Raw genomic sequence first — 21416 nt, 5'->3', positions numbered from 1 at the left:
GCCTCCTTTTTAGTATAATAGAAGTAATAAATCAATCGAGGTAAAGTGATGACAGAAATACTACAATTTCCAGAAGGATTTCTCTGGGGTGGTGCAACGGCGGCTAATCAATGTGAGGGTGCTTATAATCAGGACGGTCGTGGTCTGACTAATGTGGATGTGGTACCGATTGGTCCAGACCGTGAGGCCATTATTACAGGTCAGAAAAAGATGTTTTCTTTTGAGGAGGGCTATTTTTACCCAGCAAAGGAAGCCATTGATATGTACCATCATTACAAGGAAGATATTGCGCTTTTTGCAGAAATGGGATTTAAAACCTATCGACTTTCCATCGCTTGGACTCGGATTTTTCCTAAGGGAGATGAAGCAGAGCCAAATGAAGCTGGTCTAGCCTTTTATGAGGATTTGTTTAAGGAGTGCCACAAGCATGGGATCGAGCCACTGGTGACCATCACGCATTTCGATTGCCCCATGCACTTAATCAGGGAGTACGGTGGTTGGCGTAACCGTCGCATGTTGGACTTTTACGCAAATCTCTGTCGCACCCTCTTTACCCGTTACAAGGGCTTGGTCAAGTACTGGCTCACCTTCAACGAAATTAATATGATTCTGCATGCCCCCTTTTTAGGAGCTGGGATCTGTTTTGAAGAGGGGGAAAATCAAGAGCAAGTCAAATACCAAGCAGCCCACCATGAGCTGGTAGCCTCGGCTATGGCGACTAAAATTGCCCACGAAATTGACCCAGAAAACAAGGTGGGATGTATGTTGGCAGCAGGGCAATATTATCCTAACACTGCCCATCCGAGAGACTACTGGGCAGCCATGGAAGAAGACCGCAAGAGTTACTTCTTCATTGATGTTCAAGCGCGTGGGGAATACCCAAATTACGCAAAGAAGCAGTGGGAGCGTGAGGGAATTGAGATTCAAATGACGTTAGAGGATTTGGACTTGTTGAAGAATCATACTGTTGACTTTGTTTCCTTCTCTTACTATGCAAGTCGAGTGGCCTCAGGTGATCCAGAAGTTAAAGAATTAACTGCTGGAAATGTCTTTGCCTCTCTCAAAAATCCTTATCTTGAATCCTCAGAATGGGGATGGCAGATTGACCCACTTGGTCTTCGTATCACCCTCAATGCTATCTGGGATCGTTACCAAAAGCCTATGTTTATCGTAGAAAACGGTCTCGGTGCTATGGATACTCCGGATGAAAATGGCTATGTAGCAGATGATTATCGAATTGCTTATTTAGAGGCTCATATCAAGGCTATGCGAGATGCCATTTACCAAGATGGGGTCGACTTGCTTGGTTATACGACTTGGGGTTGTATCGATCTGGTTTCAGCTGGAACAGGCGAAATGAACAAGCGCTATGGTTTTATCTATGTGGATCGAGATAATGCTGGTCATGGAAGCCTCAAACGGAGCAAGAAGAAATCCTTCTACTGGTACAAGGATGTCATTGCCAGCAATGGTGCAAGTATTAAGTAGAGCACATTTGTTCACTATTTTTATAAAATCTTCTCTCTACTTTATATAATAGGAAAAAGAGTTCAATTAGACCTGGCTTTTTGCTATAATGAGGGAAGAAAAATCAGACAGGAGAATAAGATGTCAGAACCATTATTTTTACAATCAGTTATGCAAGAAAAAATCTGGGGGGGAACCAAGCTACGTGATGAGTTTGGCTATGATATCCCAAGTGAAAAAATCGGAGAATACTGGGCCATCTCAGCCCATCCAAATGGAGTTTCAAAGGTGGCAAATGGTCGTTACGAGGGAACAGACCTAGCAACTTTGTATGCAGAACACCGTGAATTGTTTGGCAACCGTCCAGAGCCTGTGTTTCCGCTCTTGACTAAAATTCTCGATGCTAACGACTGGCTCAGTGTCCAAGTTCACCCAGACGATGCCTATGGACTCGAGCATGAAGGTGAGCTCGGAAAAACAGAATGCTGGTACATTATCGCAGCGGATGAAGGTTCAGAAATTATCTATGGTCACAATGCCAAGTCAAAAGAAGAACTCCGCCAGCAAATCGAAGATAAAAACTGGGATGCCTTGCTGACAAAAGTGCCAGTTAAGGCTGGAGATTTCTTCTATGTACCAAGTGGCACCATGCACGCCATCGGTGCAGGCATCTTGATTCTTGAAACCCAGCAGTCTAGCGATACCACTTACCGTGTCTATGACTTTGACCGCAAGGATGATAATGGTAACTTGCGTGAACTTCACCTTGAAAAATCTATCGATGTTTTGAACATTGGCGAGCCTGCCAATAGCCGTCCTGTGACTGTCAAAGCAGATGATTTGCGTTCAACTTTACTTGTCTCTAATGATTTCTTCGCAGTTTACAAGTGGGAAATTAATGGGAAAGTTGACTTTGCAAAGACAGCTGACTACAGCCTGTTTAGTGTCTTGGCTGGTCAAGGTCAACTGACTGTTGACGAAAAAAACTATCCAATTCAAAAAGGTAGCCACTTTATCCTACCAAGTGATGTTGAAGCTTGGACCCTAGAAGGGCAAGGTTTGGAATTAATTGTTAGCCATCCCTAAAAAAGAAAGGGCCTGAGTTTATTACTCAAGTCCTTTTTGATTACATAAATTGGGCGATAAAGACCACGATGATGATAATTGGAATGATAAAGCGAAGAAGGAAGAGCCAGACTTGGAAAAGTCCCTGTTTCCATGCTCTTTCATCAAGGTGTAGTTCCTCCATGGCAAGAGCCTTCTTAAAAATGTAGCCTGTAAAGAGTGAAAGGCAGAGAGCACCAAATGGCATGAGGAGATTAGAAACCAAGAAGTCCATAGCATCAAAGAAAGTCTTTCCAAAAATGTGAATATCTGCCATAACACCATAAGACAGGGCTGAAGGAATTCCAAAGACAAAGGTCAAAATTCCTAAAATGGCACTCCACATGGCACGCTTGCTGTTGTCTTGGTTGGTGATATTGCCTACATTGATTTCCAGCATAACGACGGAAGAAGTGACTGTCGCAAAGAGGAAGAGCAAGAGGAAGAGGATGTAGAAAATGGTTCCAAAAGGCATCTTGTCAAAGAGTTGAGGCAAGACGATAAAGAGCAGGCTCGGGCCCCCTTCAGATTGGATATTGAAGGCTGACATGGCTGGGAAAATGGCTAGACCCGCCATGATAGATACTGAGATATTCATGGCTACAATGGAAATTCCTGATTGGACCAGATTGGTTTTCTTGTCCAAGTAAGAAGCATAGGTCAGCATGGCTGTAACCCCTAGTGAGAGGGCAAAGAAAGATTGTCCCAGAGCATAGAGGAGACCAGCGCTGGTCAGTTTTGAAAAGTCTGGTTTGAGGAAGTAGAGAACGCCTTCCATGGCATTTGGTAAGCTGAGAGAGCGCCCGATGATGACGACAAAGATGATAAAGAGCAGGGGCATCATGACTTTCGAAGCTCTTTCAATCCCTTTTTGAACCCCACGGGATACAATAAAGATATTCAATAAGATAAAGGCTGCTTGAGCTCCTAGGGCAATGGCTGGATTTGAAATGATTGAAGTAAATAATTGAGCATAATCACCAGTTCCACCAAACTGGAACAATTTCCCAAATTCAATACCTAGATAAACCAGAATCCATCCTCCAATAACACTGTAGAAAGATAAGAGGATAAAGAGGGCAAAGGCACCAATCCAACCGATAAAGTTGTACTTGCTATTCTTGCCCAGTTTTCCAAAGGTTTTGATAGCTGAAACACCAGCACTTCGGCCGAGAGCAAATTCTGCAAGCAAAAGGGGGAAACCAATTAGAATAGTGGAGATGAGAAAGACTAGTAAAAAGCCTCCTCCACCGTTAGCAGCAGTCATGTAAGGGAATTTCCAAACGGCACCAAGTCCGATGGCTGAGCCAGCAGACGCTAGGATAAAGCCCAGTTTAGAACCCCATTGCGATTTTTCAGACATAGTTAAACTCCTAAAATTAGTGTTCCAAAAGAAAAAGCTACTGCCCTTGGCAACTAGCCTCATAAGTACTCAAAATGAGCCTTTCTTTTGATTGATAGACTTGACTATCCTATCATGTTTTCTAAGGTCTGTCAAGAAAACCATTTTCATGTTATGATAAAGTAAAAAATTTCGCAAAAATGCTTGACTCTAACCTAAGGGGAGGGGGTATACTATCATTGTAAGGAGGAAATCATGTACTATATAAAAGAAGCTGCGCAGCTTTCAGGTGTCTCTGTCAAGACTCTGTACCACTACGATAAGATAGGACTCTTGGTCCCTTTAAAGTCAGAAAACGGCTATCGAACTTACAGTCAAGAGGATTTGGAACGTCTTCAGGTCATTCTTTACTACAAATATCTAGGTTTTTCTTTAGAAAAAATAGCAGAGTTGTTAAAGGAAGAAAGGACAGATTTATTACCCCATTTGACCAGGCAGTTGGACTATTTGACTCGAGAAAGGGAATATCTGGATAGCTTGATTTCCACCTTGCAGAAAACCATTCAAGAACAAAAAGGAGAAAGAGAAATGAGTATTCAAGAGAAATTTGCTGGATTTAACTACCAAGACCATCAAAAATACCACCAGGATGCGGTGGAGAAATATGGACAAGAAGTCATGGACCAAGCGCTGGAGCGCCAGAAAGGTCACGAAGACGAGGCTACGGCTGCCTTCAACCAAGTTTTTCGAGCCTTGTCACAAAATCTTCAAGCTGGTCTGCCTGTAACAGCAACAGAAAATCAAGAAGAAGCAGGCAAACTCTTGCAAGCCATCCGTACTTATGGATTTGACTGCTCTATTGAAGTCTTCGGTCATATCGGGAAAGGATACGTCTATAACCCTGAGTTTAAGGAAAACATTGACAAATTTGGACCTGGAACAGCCCAGTACACATCAGATGTGATTGCCCACTATGTCCAAACTCAGACAAAATAAAATCGGAGGAGTGATCTTCCGATTTTTTCTAAATTCAAGCACTACTTGCTTAATAATTTTTCTACTACATTTAGTTTTCGCATGGTCAAATCTACATTGAAAAGCTTTTCAAGATAGTTGGTATGGAGTTTCTTTTGTTTTGCAGTTCTAGGGAGATAGAGGTAAAGACAATGGTTACCGATACAAATTTCTTCTTCACCGTAATCAATTTTCAATTTTTCTAAAGGGAGACTTTGAATAGATTCTTGATAAAAAATCACGTGTATACGGTCATAAAGATAGTGTTCTCCAAACGGATTTTCTTGGACAATGTTTTTAAAAATATCCTTATTCTTAATGATTATTTTGAGATCGGCTCCAATCTTTTCCTTTATTAGAGTATGAACCTGTTCTCGTATTTCTTCGAGAGATAAGTTACTTTCAAGAATAATATTTCCACTTTGAATATAAGTTCGAACTTGTTGAAAACCAGCTTCTGTCAAGATATCTACTAGATAAGACATTTTAGGGATAGCATTTTTTCCATTAGGAGTCACTCCCCTTAACAAGATAATATGTTCCAAAGGACTTCCTTTCTTTTGGGGTTGATTTAGCCATTGAATAATTTAGATTTAGATTGGGTTTGATCCTGCCACCCAGCCGGTACAGAGGGCAGAAGTGATGTTAAAGCCCCCCGTATGGGCGTTGATATCCAGTACTTCGCCAGCAAAGTGGAGTCCAGGGACTAGTTTACTTTCCAAAGTTTTAGGATTGATTTCCTTGAGACTGACGCCACCCTTGGTAACAAATGACTTAGCAAGAGACATTTTACCAGTTACAGGAATTTTAAGTCCCTTTATAGACTGGAGAAGTTGTTCGCGGTCCTTTTCAGTTAGTTGTTTGACTTTTTCTGGATATCCTTGTACAAAAAATTCTGCCAAACGCTCAGGTAATAAAGATTTTAAAGCATTTTTCAAGGATTTTTCCCGGTTTTCTTCTAGGAATGCAGCCAAGTCCTTCTCAGAAAGTTGAGGTAGAACATCTAGCGAGAGAACCTCCCCACCCTTGACAAAACTAGACATACGCAGGGCAGCAGGGCCTGATAAACCAAAGTGGGTAAAGAGCAAATCGTGAGTGATGACATGCTTACCATAGCTTAGGGTCACATCGTCCAGCGAAATCCCCTGCAAGACCTTGTGTGGAAAATCTGTTAATAAAGGACTTTCAGCTGCCTCAAGCTCGGTAATGGTGTGTTTAAAATGACGGGCAATCTCGTGACCAAACCCAGTAGAACCAGTCGAAGGATAAGATTTACCACCAGTTGTGACAATGAGTTTATCACAAGTGAAGCTTTGGTCAGCTGATTTAAGGACAAACTGGTCATCTATCTTTTTAACCGAAACAATTTCTGTTTGAGTGAGAACTTGTCCGCCTAGCTCAGTGATTTTCTTTTCCAAGGCTTCGATAATTGTTCGAGATTTGTCGCTGGCCGGAAAGACGCGGCCGTGGTCTTCGACCTTAAGTTTAACACCATTTTCTGTAAAAAAGTTAATGATATCATAGTTATCAAACTGGGAGAAGACACTGTAGAGAAAGCGCCCATTTCCAGGGATGCCAGCGAGTAGATCGTCTAGAGTTCCGTTATTGGTGACATTGCAACGACCACCGCCAGTTCCAGCTAATTTTTTTCCAAGTTTCCGATTTTTTTCGATGAGAAGTGTTTTCTGCCCGTAAAAGCTACTGGAAATCGTAGCCATCATGCCAGCAGGACCTCCACCGATGACAATAGTATCAAAATGTTTCATAGCTCTATTGTACCACAAAAAAACAAGAGATGAAGTCACCTCTTGTCAAGAATGCAATTAATCAATTTCATATCCCATCAGCAAACCACCATCTTCTGCATAGAAACTGCAGAGACCAGATGTTGGGAGAATTTTAATATCCGCCTGTGGGAAATTTTCACGGATTCGGTCTGAAAGCTGTTGGCAACATTTCTCGTTATTGCGTTGGGCCATGACAATACGGCCACCAGCATATCCAGCTTTTACCAACTCATCATAGGCAGCTTGAACGGATTTCTTTGCTCCTCGTGCTTTTTGTAGCAATTCAAGGGTTCCAGTTTCACTAGCTTCCCCGACCATACGGATATTTAGAAGGCCAACGACCGTACCGATAAGCTTGCTCAAACGGCCGTTCTTCACCAAGTTATCGACTTTGGCTAGAACAAAGAGCAACTTGGTTTTTTCTTGATAAGCTGTGATAGCTTCAACCACTTCTTCAAAAGATAAGCCCTGGTCAATCAAGTCATTCAATTTTTCTACGAGCAAGTCAACTTCCCCACCAGCAGACAAGCTATCAATTACATGAATCTTAGTGTCAGGATGCTCTTCCAGATAAATATTCTTTGCTAGTTGAGCACTATTGTGACTGCCAGAGAGAGTACCTGTGATGGTTACTAGGAAAATGTTTTTGGCTCCTTCAAATGCTCGCAAATAGTCATCTGGGCTTGGACAAGCTGATTTTGAAGCTTCTGCAGTTGCATACATGGTTTCCATCATTTGGTCAATGTCAAGACTGGCATCATCAACAAAGACCTGATCAGCTACTTGAATGGTTAATGGGACACTTACAAATGTTGTATCAATTGCTGGTGTCTCCAACTGACGATAATCACAACCAGAGTCAGCAATAATCTTCCAAGTCATAGAAATTCTCCAACTTTGTCAGTTATACATTGACAAAGGTTCTGTCTTTTTTTACAATTATATCATGAAAGCCCTTGAAACAAAAGCCTCATCCGTCTGTTGTGACAAGTAGAAAGAAAATGTTATGTCTGAACGTAGAATCTCTGAAAAGTCTCTTGAAAATCTCAGAAAATCAAACCAAGAATCCAATTTATTAACCAGAGAAGCCATCGAAACGGCCCTCTTGCAACTCTTGGAAAAAAAGGACTTGACCAAGATTAGTATTTCTGAATTGGTCAAACGTGCAGGAGTTTCGCGTGCGGCCTTTTATCGCAATTATGATTCCAAAGAGGAAATTTTAGAGAGTGTCTTTAAACGAACTGTCCACAATATTATGGAACAGTTGCATCATTATGATTTAAAGACAGACCTTTATCTGGTCTGGGTTCACCTTTTCCGAGAAGCAAGAAAGGAAGCCAGAGTGATTCAACTTGCCTTAGATTACCATCTGGAAAAAATCTTTGTCCAAGCCATGCAGGAGTTTCTGGAAAAATACCATGGAAAATCAAAAGGTGTCAGCTCTTATCTTCATTCCTTCTGGAGTTCAGCCATCGTCTCAGTCCTTTTAAAATGGATCAAGGATGGCATGAAGGTACCTGCTGAAAAGATTGCGGATTTACGGTTACCATTTTTTAAAAAATAGAGAAAAAGGAGAAGAGATATGACTGAAAAAAGACTGGCCTGGGATGAGTATTTTGCAGCCCAAGCTCTACTAATTGCCAATCGTTCCACTTGTAAACGTGCCAAAGTGGGCGCGATTCTGGTAAAAGATAATAAGGTTATTTCCACTGGTTACAATGGTTCGGTGTCAGGGACTGAGCATTGTATTGATCACGAATGTCTGGTCATTGAAGGCCACTGTGTTCGCACCCTTCACGCAGAGGTTAATGCCATTCTCCAAGGTGCAGAACGTGGTGTTCCTAAAGGATTTACAGCCTATGTGACGCATTTTCCTTGTCTCAACTGTACCAAACAATTGCTTCAGGTCGGTTGTAAGCGTGTGGTTTATATCAACCAGTATCGAATGGATGAATATGCCCAATACCTTTATCAAGAAAAAGGAACAGAATTGACCCATTTACCACTTGAGACAGTACAGGTAGCTCTTAAAGAGGCAGATTTAATGTAAAAATTATCAAAAATAAATAGTTTGGAAAGATTTTTAAACCGTTTTTTGGTATAATAAGAAGAATAAATTGAAAGAAGGAATTCCAAAAATGGGAAAAATTGAAGTTATTAATCATCCACTGATTCAACACAAATTGTCAATCTTGCGTCGTACAGATACTTCTACAAAAGCTTTCCGTGAGCTAGTAGATGAGATTGCAATGTTGATGGGGTATGAAGTACTTCGTGATCTTCCACTAGAAGATGTGGAAATCGAAACACCAATCACAAAAACAGTTCAAAAACAATTGGCAGGTAAGAAATTGGCCATCGTTCCAATCTTGCGTGCAGGTATCGGGATGGTTGATGGTCTCTTGAGCTTGGTTCCAGCTGCTAAGGTTGGTCACATCGGTATGTACCGTGATGAAGAAACGCTTCAACCAGTTGAGTATTTGGTGAAATTGCCTGAAGATATTGACCAACGTCAAATTTTTGTGGTAGACCCAATGTTGGCAACAGGTGGCTCAGCAATCTTGGCTGTTGATTCTCTTAAAAAACGTGGCGCATCAAATATCAAATTTGTCTGCCTTGTATCTGCTCCAGAAGGTGTAAAAGCCCTTCAAGAAGCTCATCCAGATGTAGAAATCTTTACAGCAGCCTTGGATGAACGCTTGAATGAACACGGTTATATCGTTCCAGGTCTTGGAGATGCTGGAGACCGCTTGTTCGGTACAAAATAAAATTAAAAAGAGATTGACTTGGAAAAGAAGTTCCAGTCACGAAAGGAGGTTGAGTTTTTGTTTCTGTCTGATGAAAACAGAGCAAAAATTTGACCTTTTTTGACCAAGGTATTATAATAGTCTTATCTTCAGTCATTTGACCAACAAAATTAAAACTCAAAAGGAGAAATGAATGATTCCTGTAGTTATTGAACAAACAAGCCGTGGGGAACGTTCCTACGATATTTACTCACGTCTTCTCAAAGACCGCATCATTATGCTGACAGGCCCAGTTGAAGACAACATGGCCAACTCAGTTATTGCCCAGTTGCTTTTCTTGGATGCCCAAGATAGTACAAAAGATATTTACCTTTATGTCAATACACCAGGTGGTTCCGTTTCAGCTGGTTTGGCAATCGTTGATACTATGAACTTTATCAAGGCAGATGTCCAAACCATCGTTATGGGAATGGCTGCATCTATGGGAACAGTCATCGCATCAAGTGGAGCAAAAGGCAAACGTTTCATGCTTCCAAATGCTGAATACATGATCCATCAACCAATGGGTGGTACAGGCGGTGGTACTCAACAAACCGATATGGCGATTGCTGCAGAACATTTGCTTAAAACTCGTAAAACCTTGGAAAAAATCTTGGCTGAAAATTCAGGTCAGTCAATCGAAAAAGTTCACGCAGATGCAGAACGTGATAACTGGATGAGTGCTCAAGAAACACTTGAATATGGCTTTATTGATGAAATCATGGCAAACAATTCATTGAATTAATGATGAAAGAAGGCAAACTCGACTGGGTTTGCTTTTTTTGGTATAATAGGGAGAGATTTCTTAGAAAGAGGATTTACAATGTTTGAAAAAGTCAATCGATCTGGCTTGATTATCTATCTTTACTATAATCGTGATGCAAAAAAACTGCAGGATTATGGAGATATTACCTATCATTCCAAGAAACATCGTTACTTACAACTCTATGTTCCAACTCAAGAAGTGGAGCAATTGGTCGGGCGTTTGGGCAAGGAAAAATTTATCAAAAAAGTCAGAGTTTGTCATATCCAAGAGTTAGAAACACCTTTTGTGGGCAATCTTCATCGAGAAGAAAACGTTATCATCTAAAAAGTTCAAGAAAAGTGTTGACAATTTTCTGATAATTCGGTATATTCTTAACATGCTATTTATTTAAGAAATAAGGAGACAAAAAAGATGAAGAAAAAATTTGCCCTATCGTTTGTGGCGCTTGCAAGTGTAGCACTTCTTGCAGCCTGTGGAGAAGTGAAGTCTGGAGCGTCAAATGCTGCTGGTAACTCAGTAGATGAAAAGACAATCAAAATCGGATTTAACTTCGAGGAAACTGGTGCCGTAGCAGCTTACGGTACATCTGAACAAAAAGGTGCCCAATTGGCCGTTGATGAAATCAATGCAGCAGGTGGTATCGACGGAAAACAAATCGAAGTAGTCGATAAAGATAATAAGTCTGAAACAGCTGAGGCGGCTTCAGTAACAACTAACCTTGTAACTCAATCTAAAGTATCAGCAATCGTAGGACCTGCGACATCTGGTGCGACTGCAGCTGCGGTAGCGAACGCTACAAAAGCAGGTGTTCCATTGATTTCGCCAAGTGCGACTCAAGATGGATTGACTAAAGGTCAAGATTACCTCTTTATCGGAACTTTCCAAGATAGCTTCCAAGGAAAAATTATCTCAAACTATGTTTCTGAAAAATTGCAAGCTAAGAAAGTTGTTCTTTACACTGACAATGCCAGCGACTATGCTAAAGGTATTGCCAAAGCCTTCCGTGAAGCTTACAAAGGTGAAATCGTTGCAGATGAAACTTTCGTAGCAGGTGACACAGACTTCCAAGCAGCCCTTACAAAAATGAAAGGGAAAGACTTTGATGCTATCATCGTTCCTGGTTACTACACTGAAGCTGGTAAAATTGTAAACCAAGCGCGTGGTATGGGAATTGACAAACCAATCGTTGGTGGTGATGGATTTAACGGTGAAGAGTTTGTACAACAAGCAACTGCTGAAAAAGCATCAAACATCTACTTTATCTCAGGCTTCTCAACTACTGTAGAAGTTTCAGCTAAAGCAAAAGCCTTCCTTGATGCATACCGTGCTAAGTACAACGAAGAGCCTTCAACATTTGCAGCCTTGGCTTATGACTCAGTTCACCTTGTAGCAAACGCAGCAAAAGGTGCTAAAAACTCTGGTGAAATCAAGGATAACCTTGCTAAAACAAAAGACTTTGAAGGTGTAACTGGACAAACAAGCTTTGATGCAGACCACAACACAGTCAAAACTGCTTACATGATGACCATGAACAATGGTAAGGTTGAAGCAGCAGAAGTTGTAAAACCATAATAGAAAAATGTTGAAATAGGGAATGAGCCTCTGACTCACTCCCTGTTTCGGTGTTTAAGAACCTATCAAAAAGTGAGGGGAAACCCTCAAAATTATAAATAGAAAGAGTGAATCTTATGCTCCAACAACTAGTAAATGGTTTGATTCTAGGTAGTGTTTATGCGCTGTTAGCCCTAGGATATACCATGGTTTACGGAATTATCAAGCTCATCAACTTCGCCCACGGTGATATTTATATGATGGGAGCCTTTATCGGTTATTTCTTGATTAATTCTTTCCAAATGAATTTCTTTGTAGCTCTTATTGTAGCTATGTTAGCGACAGCCATTCTTGGTGTCGTGATTGAGTTCCTTGCTTACCGACCTTTGCGTCACTCTACTCGTATTGCTGTTTTGATTACGGCTATTGGGGTTTCTTTCCTATTGGAGTATGGCATGGTCTATCTGGTTGGTGCCAATACCCGTGCCTTCCCTCAAGCGATTCAAACAGTTCGCTATGATTTGGGACCAGTTAGCCTAACAAACGTGCAGTTAATGATCTTGGCCATTTCCTTGATTTTGATGATTTTGTTACAGGTCATTGTCCAAAAGACTAAGATGGGGAAAGCCATGCGTGCTGTATCTGTAGATAGCGATGCAGCGCAATTGATGGGGATCAATGTAAATCGTACTATCAGCTTTACCTTTGCTTTGGGTTCAGCTCTTGCGGGTGCGGCAGGTGTTCTGATTGCCCTCTATTATAACTCTCTTGAGCCTTTGATGGGGGTTACTCCAGGTCTTAAGTCTTTCGTTGCCGCAGTACTCGGTGGTATCGGAATTATTCCTGGTGCGGCTCTTGGTGGTTTTGTGATTGGTCTATTGGAAACCTTTGCGACAGCCTTTGGAATGTCAGACTTCCGTGATGCCATTGTTTATGGAATCTTGTTGTTGATCTTGATTGTCCGCCCAGCTGGTATCCTTGGTAAAAATGTGAAAGAGAAGGTGTAAACGATGAAGGAAAATTTAAAAGTTAATATTCTATGGTTACTCCTTTTATTAGCTGGCTATGGCTTGATTAGTGTACTGGTTTCAGTCGGAGTACTCAACCTATTCTATGTACAGATTTTACAACAAATTGGAATTAATATTATTTTGGCTGTTGGTCTCAACTTAATCGTTGGTTTTTCAGGACAATTTTCACTTGGTCATGCTGGTTTCATGGCGATTGGTGCCTATGCAGCAGCTATTATTGGTTCTAAATCACCAACCTACGGTGCCTTCTTTGGAGCCATGCTTATAGGTGCTTTGCTTTCAGGAGCAGTTGCCTTGCTTGTCGGGATTCCAACCTTGCGCTTGAAGGGGGACTACCTTGCGGTAGCAACTCTCGGGGTATCTGAAATTATCCGTATCTTTATCATCAATGGTGGAAGTCTTACAAATGGTGCGGCAGGTATCTTGGGAATTCCTAACTTTACAACTTGGCAAATGGTTTACTTCTTTGTCGTGATTACAACCATTGCAACCTTGAATTTCTTGCGTAGTCCAATTGGTCGTTCAACCCTATCCGTTCGTGAAGATGAAATCGCTGCAGAGTCAGTCGGTGTTAATACAACTAAAATTAAAATCATCGCTTTTGTCTTTGGTGCCATTACTGCAAGTATTGCAGGGTCACTTCAGGCAGGATTTATCGGGTCTGTTGTACCGAAAGATTACACATTCATTAACTCAATCAACGTATTGATTATTGTTGTATTTGGTGGACTTGGTTCCATTACAGGTGCCATCGTTTCAGCTATTGTTCTTGGAATTTTGAATATGCTTCTCCAAGATGTTGCCAGCGTGCGTATGATTATTTACGCTTTGGCCTTGGTATTGGTAATGATTTTCAGACCAGGTGGACTCCTTGGAACATGGGAATTGAGCCTATCACGTTTCTTTAAAAAATCTAAGAAGGAGGAACAAAACTAATGGCATTACTTGAAGTAAAACAGTTAACCAAACATTTTGGCGGTCTAACAGCTGTTGGAGATGTGACTCTTGAATTGAACGAAGGGGAACTGGTTGGACTAATCGGTCCAAATGGAGCTGGTAAAACCACCCTTTTCAACCTCTTGACGGGTGTTTATGAACCAAGTGAGGGAACAGTAACACTAGATGGTCACCTTTTGAATGGAAAGGCACCTTATAAGATTGCCTCTTTGGGACTTGGACGTACATTCCAAAATATCCGTCTCTTTAAAGATTTAACAGTTTTGGACAATGTTTTGATTGCCTTTGGCAACCATCACAAACAACATGTTTTTGCTAGTTTTTTGCGCTTACCAGCTTTTTACAAGAGTGAAAAAGAATTAAAGGCTAAAGCCATGGAATTGCTTAAAATCTTTGATTTAGATGGTGATGCAGAAACTCTTGCTAAAAATCTTGCCTACGGACAACAACGCCGTTTAGAAATTGTTCGTGCCCTTGCTACGGAACCTAAAATTCTCTTTTTAGATGAACCAGCAGCAGGTATGAATCCACAGGAAACAGCAGAATTGACTGAGTTAATTCGTCGTATCAAAGATGAATTTAAGATTACAATCATGCTGATTGAACACGATATGAATCTGGTCATGGAAGTAACAGAACGTATCTACGTACTTGAATATGGTCGTTTGATTGCTCAGGGAACTCCAGACGAAATTAAGACCAATAAACGCGTTATCGAAGCTTATCTAGGAGGTGAAGCCTAATGTCTATGTTAAAAGTCGATAATCTTTCTGTGCATTACGGTATGATCCAAGCAGTCCGTGATGTAAGTTTTGAAGTGAATGAAGGAGAAGTAGTTTCCCTTATCGGTGCCAATGGTGCAGGTAAGACAACCATTCTCCGTACCTTGTCTGGTTTGGTTAGACCAAGTTCTGGAAAGATTGAATTTTTAGGTCAAGAAATCCAAAAAATGCCGGCCCAGAAAATCGTGGCAGGTGGTCTTTCACAAGTTCCAGAAGGACGCCACGTCTTTCCTGGCTTGACTGTTATGGAAAATCTAGAAATGGGAGCTTTCTTAAAGAAAAATCGTGAAGAAAATCAAGCTAACTTGAAGAAGGTCTTTTCACGCTTCCCACGTCTTGAAGAACGCAAGAACCAGGACGCAGCAACTCTTTCAGGGGGGGAACAACAAATGCTTGCCATGGGACGCGCTCTTATGTCAACACCAAAACTTCTTCTTTTAGATGAACCATCAATGGGACTTGCCCCAATCTTTATTCAAGAGATTTTTGATATCATTCAAGATATTCAGAAGCAAGGAACAACCGTCCTCTTGATTGAACAAAATGCCAATAAAGCACTTGCAATCTCTGACCGAGGTTATGTACTGGAAACAGGAAAAATCGTTCTATCAGGAACAGGAAAAGAACTCGCCTCATCAGAAGAAGTCAGAAAAGCATATCTGGGTGGCTAAAACAATCCAGTGGATTGTTTTAGTCGGTGGATGAGGATTACGAAGTAATCATCATTATAGTCCGGGGGACCTTTTTAGTCGGTGGATGAAGATTGCGCAGCAATTCTCATCTACACTGGAAGGTTAGCTTCTGATAATTGAAATAAAATCGAATGAAGCGTATCTACCCTTCATTCAGGGAGCTCGATTTTAGAGCTCTTTTTGCTAGCTTATTCATACTTTTCTGAATTTTGAAAAAGAAATGTAAGCGTTTGATAGATTTACAAAAAGATTGTATAATAGGGATAAGAATAGAAAAGGAGAAGTCTCATGGCAGTTAAAGATTTTATGACCCGCAAGGTAGTTTATATTAGTCCAGATACAACAGTATCTCATGCAGCAGATTTAATGAGAGAGCAAGGATTGCACCGCTTGCCTGTTATCGAAAATGATCAATTGGTTGGTTTGGTAACTGAAGGAACCATTGCTCAAGCTAGTCCATCAAAAGCAACCAGTCTTTCTATCTATGAGATGAATTATCTTCTAAATAAGACAAAAGTAAAAGATGTGATGATTCGTGATGTTGTCACTGTTTCAGGCTATGCGAGTCTAGAGGATGCAACTTATCTGATGTTGAAAAACAAGATTGGTATTCTTCCTGTCGTAGATAACCATCAAGTCTATGGGGTTATTACGGACCGTGACGTTTTCCAAGCCTTTCTTGAAATTGCAGGTTATGGTGAAGAAGGGATTCGTGTACGCTTTGTTACGGAAAACGAAGTTGGCGTTCTTGGAAAAATTGTTTCTTTGATTGTAGAAGAAAATTTGAATATCTCTCATACAGTCAATATTCCGCGTAAGGATGGTAAGGTGATTATCGAAGTTCAAATTGATGGATCAATTGATTTACCAGCCTTGAAAGAAAAATTTGAATCAGAGAATATTCAAGTAGAAGAAATCACTCGTACTTCAGCAAAAGTCTTGTAAGAAGGGAAGCCGAAAGGCTTCTTTTTTCATGAAAAGGGGATTAGAGCAAAAGATGGAAAGAAATGATAAAATATGCTATAATGAAATGATGTAAAAAAGGAGTATTTATGGACATTTCAGTAATTCGTCAGAAAATTGACGCAAATCGTGAAAAATTAGCTTCTTTCAGGGGGTCTCTTTGACCTAGAAGGTCTAGAGGAAGAGATTGCCATCTTGGAAAATAAGATGACAGAACCTGATTTTTGGAACGATAATATCGCGGCCCAAAAAACGTCGCAAGAATTAAATGAATTAAAAAACACCTACAGCACCTTCCACAAAATGGAAGAGTTGCAGGATGAAGTCGAAATTTTATTAGACTTTTTAGCTGAAGATGAGTCGGTGCATGAAGAATTGGTTGAACAGTTATCAGAACTTGATAAGATGATGACCAGCTACGAGATGACTCTACTCTTGTCAGAACCTTATGACCACAACAATGCCATCTTGGAAATCCATCCAGGATCCGGTGGTACTGAGGCTCAGGACTGGGGTGATATGTTGCTTCGTATGTACACTCGCTATGGAAATGCTAAAGGCTTTAAAGTGGAAGTATTGGATTACCAAGCAGGAGATGAAGCTGGCATCAAGTCAGTAACCCTATCATTTGAAGGACCTAATGCCTATGGTCTTCTCAAGTCAGAAATGGGTGTACACCGTTTGGTGCGAATCTCGCCATTTGACTCTGCCAAACGTCGCCATACCTCTTTCACATCGGTGGAAGTAATGCCAGAATTGGATGATACCATTGAAGTGGAAATCCGGGAAGATGACATCAAGATGGATACCTTCCGTTCAGGTGGTGCTGGTGGACAAAACGTCAACAAGGTTTCAACTGGAGTTCGTTTGACACACATTCCTACGGGAACTGTTGTCCAGTCAACGGTCGATCGTACCCAGTATGGAAATAGAGATCGTGCCATGAAGATGTTGCAGGCTAAGCTCTATCAAATGGAGCAAGAAAAGAAAGCTGCGGAAGTCGATTCCCTCAAGGGTGAGAAAAAGGAAATCACATGGGGAAGTCAAATTCGTTCTTATGTCTTCACACCTTATACTATGGTAAAAGACCATCGAACTAGTTTTGAAGTTGCGCAGGTAGATAAGGTTATGGATGGAGACCTAGATGGTTTTATCGATGCTTATCTCAAGTGGCGAATCAGCTAAGATAGAAAGGAACTCACATGTCAATCATTGAAATGAGAGATGTCGTCAAAAAATACGACAACGGAACGACTGCCCTACGTGGTGTTTCGGTCAGCATTCAACCAGGAGAATTTGCCTATATCGTAGGTCCGTCAGGAGCTGGGAAATCAACCTTTATTCGTTCTTTGTATCGCGAAGTAAAAATCGAAAAAGGAAGTTTATCTGTTGCTGGTTTTAATCTAGTTAAAATAAAAAAGAAAGATGTCCCTCTCCTACGTCGTAGTGTTGGGGTTGTCTTCCAAGATTATAAACTGTTACCAAAGAAAACCGTTTATGAAAATATTGCCTATGCAATGGAGGTAATTGGAGAAAGTCGCCGTAATATCAAAAAACGTGTTATGGAAGTTTTAGACTTGGTTGGATTGAAGCATAAGGTTCGTTCTTTCCCAAATGAGCTCTCAGGGGGAGAACAACAGCGGATTGCGATTGCACGTGCTATTGTAAATAATCCCAAAGTATTGATTGCGGACGAACCAACAGGAAACTTGGACCCAGATAATTCATGGGAAATCATGAATTTGTTGGAACGCATCAATCTCCAAGGTACAACTGTCTTGATGGCTACCCACAACAGTCAGATTGTAAATACCTTGCGCCACCGTGTCATTGCCATTGAAAATGGCCGTGTCGTTCGTGACGAAGCTAAAGGAGAATATGGATACGATGATTAGTAGATTTTTTCGTCATTTATTTGAATCGTTAAAAAGTTTGAAACGAAATGGCTGGATGACAGTAGCTGCTGTCAGTTCAGTTATGATTACTTTGACCTTGGTTGCAATATTTGCATCTGTTATCTTTAATACGGCTAAACTAGCTACAGATATCGAAAATAATGTCCGAGTAATGGTATACATTCGTAAGGACGTAGCTGATAATAGTGAGACGATTGAAAAAGAAGGTCAAACTGTTACAAATAACGACTACCATAAGGTATATGATGCTTTGAAAGGTATGTCAACCGTTAAAAGTGTTACGTTTTCAAGTAAAGAAGAACAATATGAAAAATTAACCGAGACAATGGGGGACAACTGGAAAATCTTTGAAGGCGATGCCAATCCTCTCTATGATGCATATATCGTTGATACAAATACACCAAGTGATGTAAAGACAGTAGCAGAAGAGGCTAAAAAAATCGAAGGTGTATCAGAAGTTCAAGATGGTGGTGCTAATACAGAACGCTTGTTTAAGTTAGCCTCATTTATTCGTGTCTGGGGACTAGTTATCGCTGGATTATTGATTTTCATTGCGGTGTTCTTGATTTCTAATACTATACGTATCACCATCATTTCACGAAGCCGTGAAATTCAAATCATGCGTTTAGTAGGTGCTAAGAACGGCTATATCCGCGGACCTTTCTTGCTTGAAGGTGCCTTCATCGGTTTGCTTGGAGCAACACTTCCATCAGTTTTGGTATTTATTGTCTATAAAATGGTTTACCAATCGGTTAATAAGTCATTAGTTGGTCAAAACCTTTCAATGATTTCACCAGAGGTATTCAGCCCACTGATGATTGCTCTATTATTTGTGATTGGAATTTTCATTGGTTCACTGGGTTCAGGAATTTCAATGCGCCGATTCCTGAAAATCTAAAATAGAAGTATATTTGAGGAGATTTTAATATCTCCTTTTTTACTACAAAAATTTTAGAAAAAAGTCTACTTTTTTTTATAAAAGCCTTTACAAAAAAAATTAAAGTGGTATAATTGAATTATAGAAAGTGCAAACGTTTTCGTAAAACGTTTGCCTAAATAAAAATAAAGGAGATTTGAATGATGAAAGATACATTCAAAAATGTCTTGTCTTTCGAGTTTTGGCAAAAATTCGGTAAGGCTTTGATGGTGGTTATCGCGGTTATGCCGGCTGCTGGTTTGATGATTTCAATCGGTAAGTCTATCGTGATGATTAACCCAACCTTTGCACCACTTGTTATTACTGGTGGTGTACTAGAACAAATCGGTTGGGGGGTTATCGTTAACCTTCATATCTTGTTCGCCCTAGCCATTGGAGGTAGCTGGGCTAAAGAACGTGCTGGTGGTGCTTTCGCCGCTGGTCTTGCCTTCATCTTGATTAACCGTATCACTGGTACAATCTTTGGCGTATCAGGCGATATGTTGAAAAATCCAGATGCTATGGTAACAACTCTCTTTGGTGGATCAATCAAAGTTGCTGATTACTTCATTAGTGTTATGGAAGCCCCAGCACTTAACATGGGTGTGTTCGTAGGGATTATCTCAGGTTTTATTGGAGCAACTGCTTACAACAAATACTACAACTTCCGTAAGCTTCCTGATGCACTTTCATTCTTTAACGGAAAACGTTTTGTACCGTTTGTAGTTATTCTTCGTTCAGTAATTGCTGCAATCGTACTTTCAGCTTTCTGGCCACTTGTGCAAACTGGTATCAATAGCTTTGGTATCTGGATTGCTAACTCACAAGAAACTGCTCCAATCCTTGCACCATTCTTGTATGGTACATTGGAACGCTTGCTCTTGCCATTTGGTCTTCACCACATGTTGACTATCCCAATGAACTACACAGCTCTTGGTGGTACTTATGAAGTCTTAACTGGTGCAGCAAAAGGTAGCCAAGTATTTGGTCAAGATCCACTTTGGCTTGCATGGGTAACAGACCTTGTAAACCTTAAAGGTACTGATGCTACTCAATACCAACACTTGTTAGATACAGTACATCCAGCTCGTTTCAAAGTTGGACAAATGATCGGTTCATTCGGTATCTTGATGGGTGTCATCGTTGCTATCTACCGTAATGTTGATGCTGACAAGAAACACAAATACAAAGGTATGATGATTGCAACAGCTCTTGCAACATTCTTGACAGGGGTTACTGAACCAATCGAATACATGTTCATGTTCATCGCAACACCTATGTATCTCGTTTACTCACTTGTTCAAGGTGCTGCCTTCGCTATGGCTGACGTTGTGAACCTACGTATGCACTCATTCGGTTCAATCGAGTTCTTGACTCGTACACCTATTGCGATTAGCGCTGGTATCGGTATGGATATTGTTAACTTTATCTGGGTAACTGTTCTCTTTGCCGTAATCATGTACTTTATCGCAAACTTCATGATTCAAAAATTCAACTACGCAACTCCAGGACGTAACGGAAATTACGAAACTGCTGAAGGTTCAGAAGAAGCTAGCAGCGAAGTGAAAGTTGCAGCAGGTTCTCAAGCTGTAAACATTATTAACCTTCTTGGTGGACGTGCAAACATCGTTGATGTTGATGCATGTATGACTCGTCTTCGTGTAACTGTAAAAGATGCTGACAAAGTCGGTGATGCAGAACAATGGAAAGCAGAAGGAGCTATGGGTCTTGTCATGAAAGGACAAGGAGTTCAAGCTATCTACGGTCCAAAAGCAGACGTATTAAAATCTGATATCCAAGATATCCTTGATTCAGGTGAAATCATTCCTGAAACTCTTCCAAGTCAAATGACAGAAGCACAACAAAACACAGTTCACTATAAAGGTCTTACTGAGGAAGTATACTCAGTAGCTGACGGTCAAGTTGTTGCTTTGGAACAAGTAAAAGATCCAGTATTTGCTCAAAAAATGATGGGCGACGGATTTGCTGTAGAACCTGCAAATGGAAACATTGTATCTCCAGTTTCAGGTACTGTATCAAGCATCTTCCCTACAAAACATGCTCTTGGTCTTGTGACTGAAGCAGGTCTTGAAGTACTTGTTCACATTGGTTTGGACACAGTAAGTCTTGAAGGAAAACCATTTACAGTTCATGTAGCTGAAGGACAAAAAGTTGCCGCAGGTGATCTTCTTGTTACAGCTGACTTGGATGCTATCCGTGCAGCAGGTCGTGAAACTTCAACAGTGGTTGTCTTCACAAATGCTGAAGCTATTAAATCAGTTAAATTAGAACAAACAGGTTCTCTTGCAGCTAAAACAGCAGTTGCTAAAGTAGAATTGTAA

General features: G+C 40.7%; 22 protein-coding genes. 18 read left to right on the top strand and 4 right to left on the bottom strand.

Annotated features, from left to right (window positions below; translation table 11 throughout):
* The first annotated feature begins 48 nt into the window (after nt 1-48).
* Both N8L39_RS03045 and manA read left to right on the top strand, forming a co-directional pair.
* Nucleotides 49-1488 carry a 6-phospho-beta-glucosidase gene (locus N8L39_RS03045; RefSeq protein ID WP_261009718.1) on the top strand — a complete coding sequence of 480 codons (1440 nt, stop codon included), beginning with the start codon at nt 49-51 and terminating at the stop codon, nt 1486-1488.
* Between the two features lie 120 nt (nt 1489-1608).
* Nucleotides 1609-2553: a mannose-6-phosphate isomerase, class I gene (gene manA / locus N8L39_RS03040; RefSeq protein ID WP_261009719.1), complete on the top strand. Its 945-nt coding sequence runs from the start codon at nt 1609-1611 to the stop codon at nt 2551-2553.
* Between the two features lie 40 nt (nt 2554-2593).
* On the opposite strand, the gene N8L39_RS03035 is transcribed toward manA, so the two are convergent.
* Nucleotides 2594-3934, bottom strand: coding sequence for a sodium-dependent transporter (locus tag N8L39_RS03035; RefSeq protein WP_261009720.1), 1341 nt, complete (start codon nt 3932-3934; stop codon nt 2594-2596).
* A 234-nt stretch (nt 3935-4168) separates the two neighbouring features.
* Between N8L39_RS03035 and N8L39_RS03030 the strand changes: the two genes are divergently transcribed.
* Nucleotides 4169-4909: a MerR family transcriptional regulator gene (locus tag N8L39_RS03030; protein WP_261009721.1), complete on the top strand. Its 741-nt coding sequence runs from the start codon at nt 4169-4171 to the stop codon at nt 4907-4909.
* A gap of 41 nt (nt 4910-4950) precedes the next feature.
* On the opposite strand, the gene N8L39_RS03025 is transcribed toward N8L39_RS03030, so the two are convergent.
* Genes N8L39_RS03025 through N8L39_RS03015 form a run of 3 tightly spaced genes read right to left on the bottom strand, consistent with a single transcriptional unit; the run spans nt 4951 to nt 7596 of the window.
* Nucleotides 4951-5472 (bottom strand): DUF1697 domain-containing protein, encoded by a 522-nt coding sequence (locus N8L39_RS03025; RefSeq protein WP_261009722.1) that lies wholly within the window; start codon nt 5470-5472, stop codon nt 4951-4953.
* Nucleotides 5473-5520: 48 nt separating this feature from the next.
* Complete coding sequence (aao, locus tag N8L39_RS03020; RefSeq protein WP_261009723.1) at nt 5521-6693, bottom strand: aminoacetone oxidase; 1173 nt, start codon at nt 6691-6693, stop codon at nt 5521-5523.
* Between the two features lie 57 nt (nt 6694-6750).
* Nucleotides 6751-7596, bottom strand: a complete 846-nt coding sequence (locus tag N8L39_RS03015; RefSeq protein WP_261009724.1) for a DegV family protein — start codon at nt 7594-7596, stop codon at nt 6751-6753.
* A gap of 124 nt (nt 7597-7720) precedes the next feature.
* On the opposite strand from N8L39_RS03015, the gene N8L39_RS03010 reads away from it, so the two are divergent.
* The 15 genes from N8L39_RS03010 to N8L39_RS02940 all read left to right on the top strand — a co-directional run bounded on the left by N8L39_RS03010 (nt 7721) and on the right by N8L39_RS02940 (nt 21416).
* Nucleotides 7721-8278, top strand: coding sequence for a TetR/AcrR family transcriptional regulator (locus N8L39_RS03010; RefSeq protein ID WP_000004136.1), 558 nt, complete (start codon nt 7721-7723; stop codon nt 8276-8278).
* An 18-nt stretch (nt 8279-8296) separates the two neighbouring features.
* Nucleotides 8297-8764 (top strand): deoxycytidylate deaminase, encoded by a 468-nt coding sequence (locus N8L39_RS03005; protein WP_261009725.1) that lies wholly within the window; start codon nt 8297-8299, stop codon nt 8762-8764.
* A gap of 88 nt (nt 8765-8852) precedes the next feature.
* The gene (gene upp, locus N8L39_RS03000; protein WP_000515974.1) at nt 8853-9482 is read left to right on the top strand and encodes a uracil phosphoribosyltransferase; all 630 of its coding nucleotides are present in this window, start codon (nt 8853-8855) and stop codon (nt 9480-9482) included.
* A 172-nt stretch (nt 9483-9654) separates the two neighbouring features.
* Nucleotides 9655-10245, top strand: a complete 591-nt coding sequence (clpP, locus tag N8L39_RS02995) for an ATP-dependent Clp protease proteolytic subunit ClpP (RefSeq protein ID WP_000613465.1) — start codon at nt 9655-9657, stop codon at nt 10243-10245.
* A 78-nt stretch (nt 10246-10323) separates the two neighbouring features.
* Nucleotides 10324-10590, top strand: a complete 267-nt coding sequence (locus N8L39_RS02990; RefSeq protein ID WP_261009726.1) for a YlbG family protein — start codon at nt 10324-10326, stop codon at nt 10588-10590.
* Between the two features lie 87 nt (nt 10591-10677).
* Complete coding sequence (locus N8L39_RS02985) at nt 10678-11838, top strand: ABC transporter substrate-binding protein (protein ID WP_000726116.1); 1161 nt, start codon at nt 10678-10680, stop codon at nt 11836-11838.
* A gap of 116 nt (nt 11839-11954) precedes the next feature.
* Nucleotides 11955-12824, top strand: coding sequence for a branched-chain amino acid ABC transporter permease (locus tag N8L39_RS02980; RefSeq protein ID WP_000941427.1), 870 nt, complete (start codon nt 11955-11957; stop codon nt 12822-12824).
* Nucleotides 12825-12827: 3 nt separating this feature from the next.
* Nucleotides 12828-13784 (top strand): branched-chain amino acid ABC transporter permease, encoded by a 957-nt coding sequence (locus N8L39_RS02975; RefSeq protein ID WP_000662286.1) that lies wholly within the window; start codon nt 12828-12830, stop codon nt 13782-13784.
* The gene (locus tag N8L39_RS02970) at nt 13784-14548 is read left to right on the top strand and encodes an ABC transporter ATP-binding protein (RefSeq protein WP_261009727.1); all 765 of its coding nucleotides are present in this window, start codon (nt 13784-13786) and stop codon (nt 14546-14548) included. The genes N8L39_RS02975 and N8L39_RS02970 overlap by 1 nt, the downstream gene beginning before the upstream one ends.
* Nucleotides 14548-15258: an ABC transporter ATP-binding protein gene (locus tag N8L39_RS02965; protein WP_000062200.1), complete on the top strand. Its 711-nt coding sequence runs from the start codon at nt 14548-14550 to the stop codon at nt 15256-15258. Before N8L39_RS02970 ends, N8L39_RS02965 begins: the two co-directional genes overlap by 1 nt.
* 309 nt (nt 15259-15567) lie before the next feature.
* The gene (locus N8L39_RS02960) at nt 15568-16224 is read left to right on the top strand and encodes a CBS domain-containing protein (protein ID WP_004256822.1); all 657 of its coding nucleotides are present in this window, start codon (nt 15568-15570) and stop codon (nt 16222-16224) included.
* Between the two features lie 107 nt (nt 16225-16331).
* A protein-coding gene (gene prfB / locus N8L39_RS02955; RefSeq protein WP_261009728.1) for a peptide chain release factor 2 occupies nt 16332-17427 on the top strand; the annotation gives its coding sequence in 2 pieces (ribosomal slippage) (nt 16332-16403 and nt 16405-17427; 1095 coding nt in all).
* A gap of 17 nt (nt 17428-17444) precedes the next feature.
* Entirely contained in the window at nt 17445-18137 is a 693-nt protein-coding gene (gene ftsE / locus N8L39_RS02950; protein WP_000022260.1) for a cell division ATP-binding protein FtsE, read from the top strand.
* On the top strand, nt 18130-19056 hold the full coding sequence (gene ftsX / locus N8L39_RS02945; protein ID WP_203180482.1) for a permease-like cell division protein FtsX: 927 nt from the start codon (nt 18130-18132) through the stop codon (nt 19054-19056). The genes ftsE and ftsX overlap by 8 nt, the downstream gene beginning before the upstream one ends.
* 179 nt (nt 19057-19235) lie before the next feature.
* On the top strand, nt 19236-21416 hold the full coding sequence (locus N8L39_RS02940) for a PTS transporter subunit IIBC (RefSeq protein ID WP_261009729.1): 2181 nt from the start codon (nt 19236-19238) through the stop codon (nt 21414-21416).

This window comes from Streptococcus mitis (assembly GCF_946190285.1).
GTDB classification, from domain to species: Bacteria; Bacillota; Bacilli; order Lactobacillales; family Streptococcaceae; genus Streptococcus; species Streptococcus mitis_CP.
The sequence above is the reverse complement of the archived record's forward strand: the minus strand, read 5'-3'. Positions and strand labels throughout refer to the sequence as shown.

What these genes read in the sequence shown, in the direction of transcription:
- N8L39_RS03045 (WP_261009718.1), top strand. Translation starts at nt 49, where the DNA reads ATGACAGAAATACTACAATTTCCAGAAGGATTTCTCTGGGGTGGTGCA.
- manA (WP_261009719.1), top strand. Translation starts at nt 1,609, where the DNA reads ATGTCAGAACCATTATTTTTACAATCAGTTATGCAAGAAAAAATCTGG.
- N8L39_RS03035 (WP_261009720.1), bottom strand. Translation starts at nt 3,934, where the DNA reads ATGTCTGAAAAATCGCAATGGGGTTCTAAACTGGGCTTTATCCTAGCG.
- N8L39_RS03030 (WP_261009721.1), top strand. Translation starts at nt 4,169, where the DNA reads ATGTACTATATAAAAGAAGCTGCGCAGCTTTCAGGTGTCTCTGTCAAG.
- aao (WP_261009723.1), bottom strand. Translation starts at nt 6,693, where the DNA reads ATGAAACATTTTGATACTATTGTCATCGGTGGAGGTCCTGCTGGCATG.
- N8L39_RS03015 (WP_261009724.1), bottom strand. Translation starts at nt 7,596, where the DNA reads ATGACTTGGAAGATTATTGCTGACTCTGGTTGTGATTATCGTCAGTTG.
- N8L39_RS03010 (WP_000004136.1), top strand. Translation starts at nt 7,721, where the DNA reads ATGTCTGAACGTAGAATCTCTGAAAAGTCTCTTGAAAATCTCAGAAAA.
- N8L39_RS03005 (WP_261009725.1), top strand. Translation starts at nt 8,297, where the DNA reads ATGACTGAAAAAAGACTGGCCTGGGATGAGTATTTTGCAGCCCAAGCT.
- upp (WP_000515974.1), top strand. Translation starts at nt 8,853, where the DNA reads ATGGGAAAAATTGAAGTTATTAATCATCCACTGATTCAACACAAATTG.
- clpP (WP_000613465.1), top strand. Translation starts at nt 9,655, where the DNA reads ATGATTCCTGTAGTTATTGAACAAACAAGCCGTGGGGAACGTTCCTAC.
- N8L39_RS02990 (WP_261009726.1), top strand. Translation starts at nt 10,324, where the DNA reads ATGTTTGAAAAAGTCAATCGATCTGGCTTGATTATCTATCTTTACTAT.
- N8L39_RS02985 (WP_000726116.1), top strand. Translation starts at nt 10,678, where the DNA reads ATGAAGAAAAAATTTGCCCTATCGTTTGTGGCGCTTGCAAGTGTAGCA.
- N8L39_RS02980 (WP_000941427.1), top strand. Translation starts at nt 11,955, where the DNA reads ATGCTCCAACAACTAGTAAATGGTTTGATTCTAGGTAGTGTTTATGCG.
- N8L39_RS02975 (WP_000662286.1), top strand. Translation starts at nt 12,828, where the DNA reads ATGAAGGAAAATTTAAAAGTTAATATTCTATGGTTACTCCTTTTATTA.
- N8L39_RS02970 (WP_261009727.1), top strand. Translation starts at nt 13,784, where the DNA reads ATGGCATTACTTGAAGTAAAACAGTTAACCAAACATTTTGGCGGTCTA.
- N8L39_RS02965 (WP_000062200.1), top strand. Translation starts at nt 14,548, where the DNA reads ATGTCTATGTTAAAAGTCGATAATCTTTCTGTGCATTACGGTATGATC.
- N8L39_RS02960 (WP_004256822.1), top strand. Translation starts at nt 15,568, where the DNA reads ATGGCAGTTAAAGATTTTATGACCCGCAAGGTAGTTTATATTAGTCCA.
- ftsE (WP_000022260.1), top strand. Translation starts at nt 17,445, where the DNA reads ATGTCAATCATTGAAATGAGAGATGTCGTCAAAAAATACGACAACGGA.
- ftsX (WP_203180482.1), top strand. Translation starts at nt 18,130, where the DNA reads ATGATTAGTAGATTTTTTCGTCATTTATTTGAATCGTTAAAAAGTTTG.
- N8L39_RS02940 (WP_261009729.1), top strand. Translation starts at nt 19,236, where the DNA reads ATGATGAAAGATACATTCAAAAATGTCTTGTCTTTCGAGTTTTGGCAA.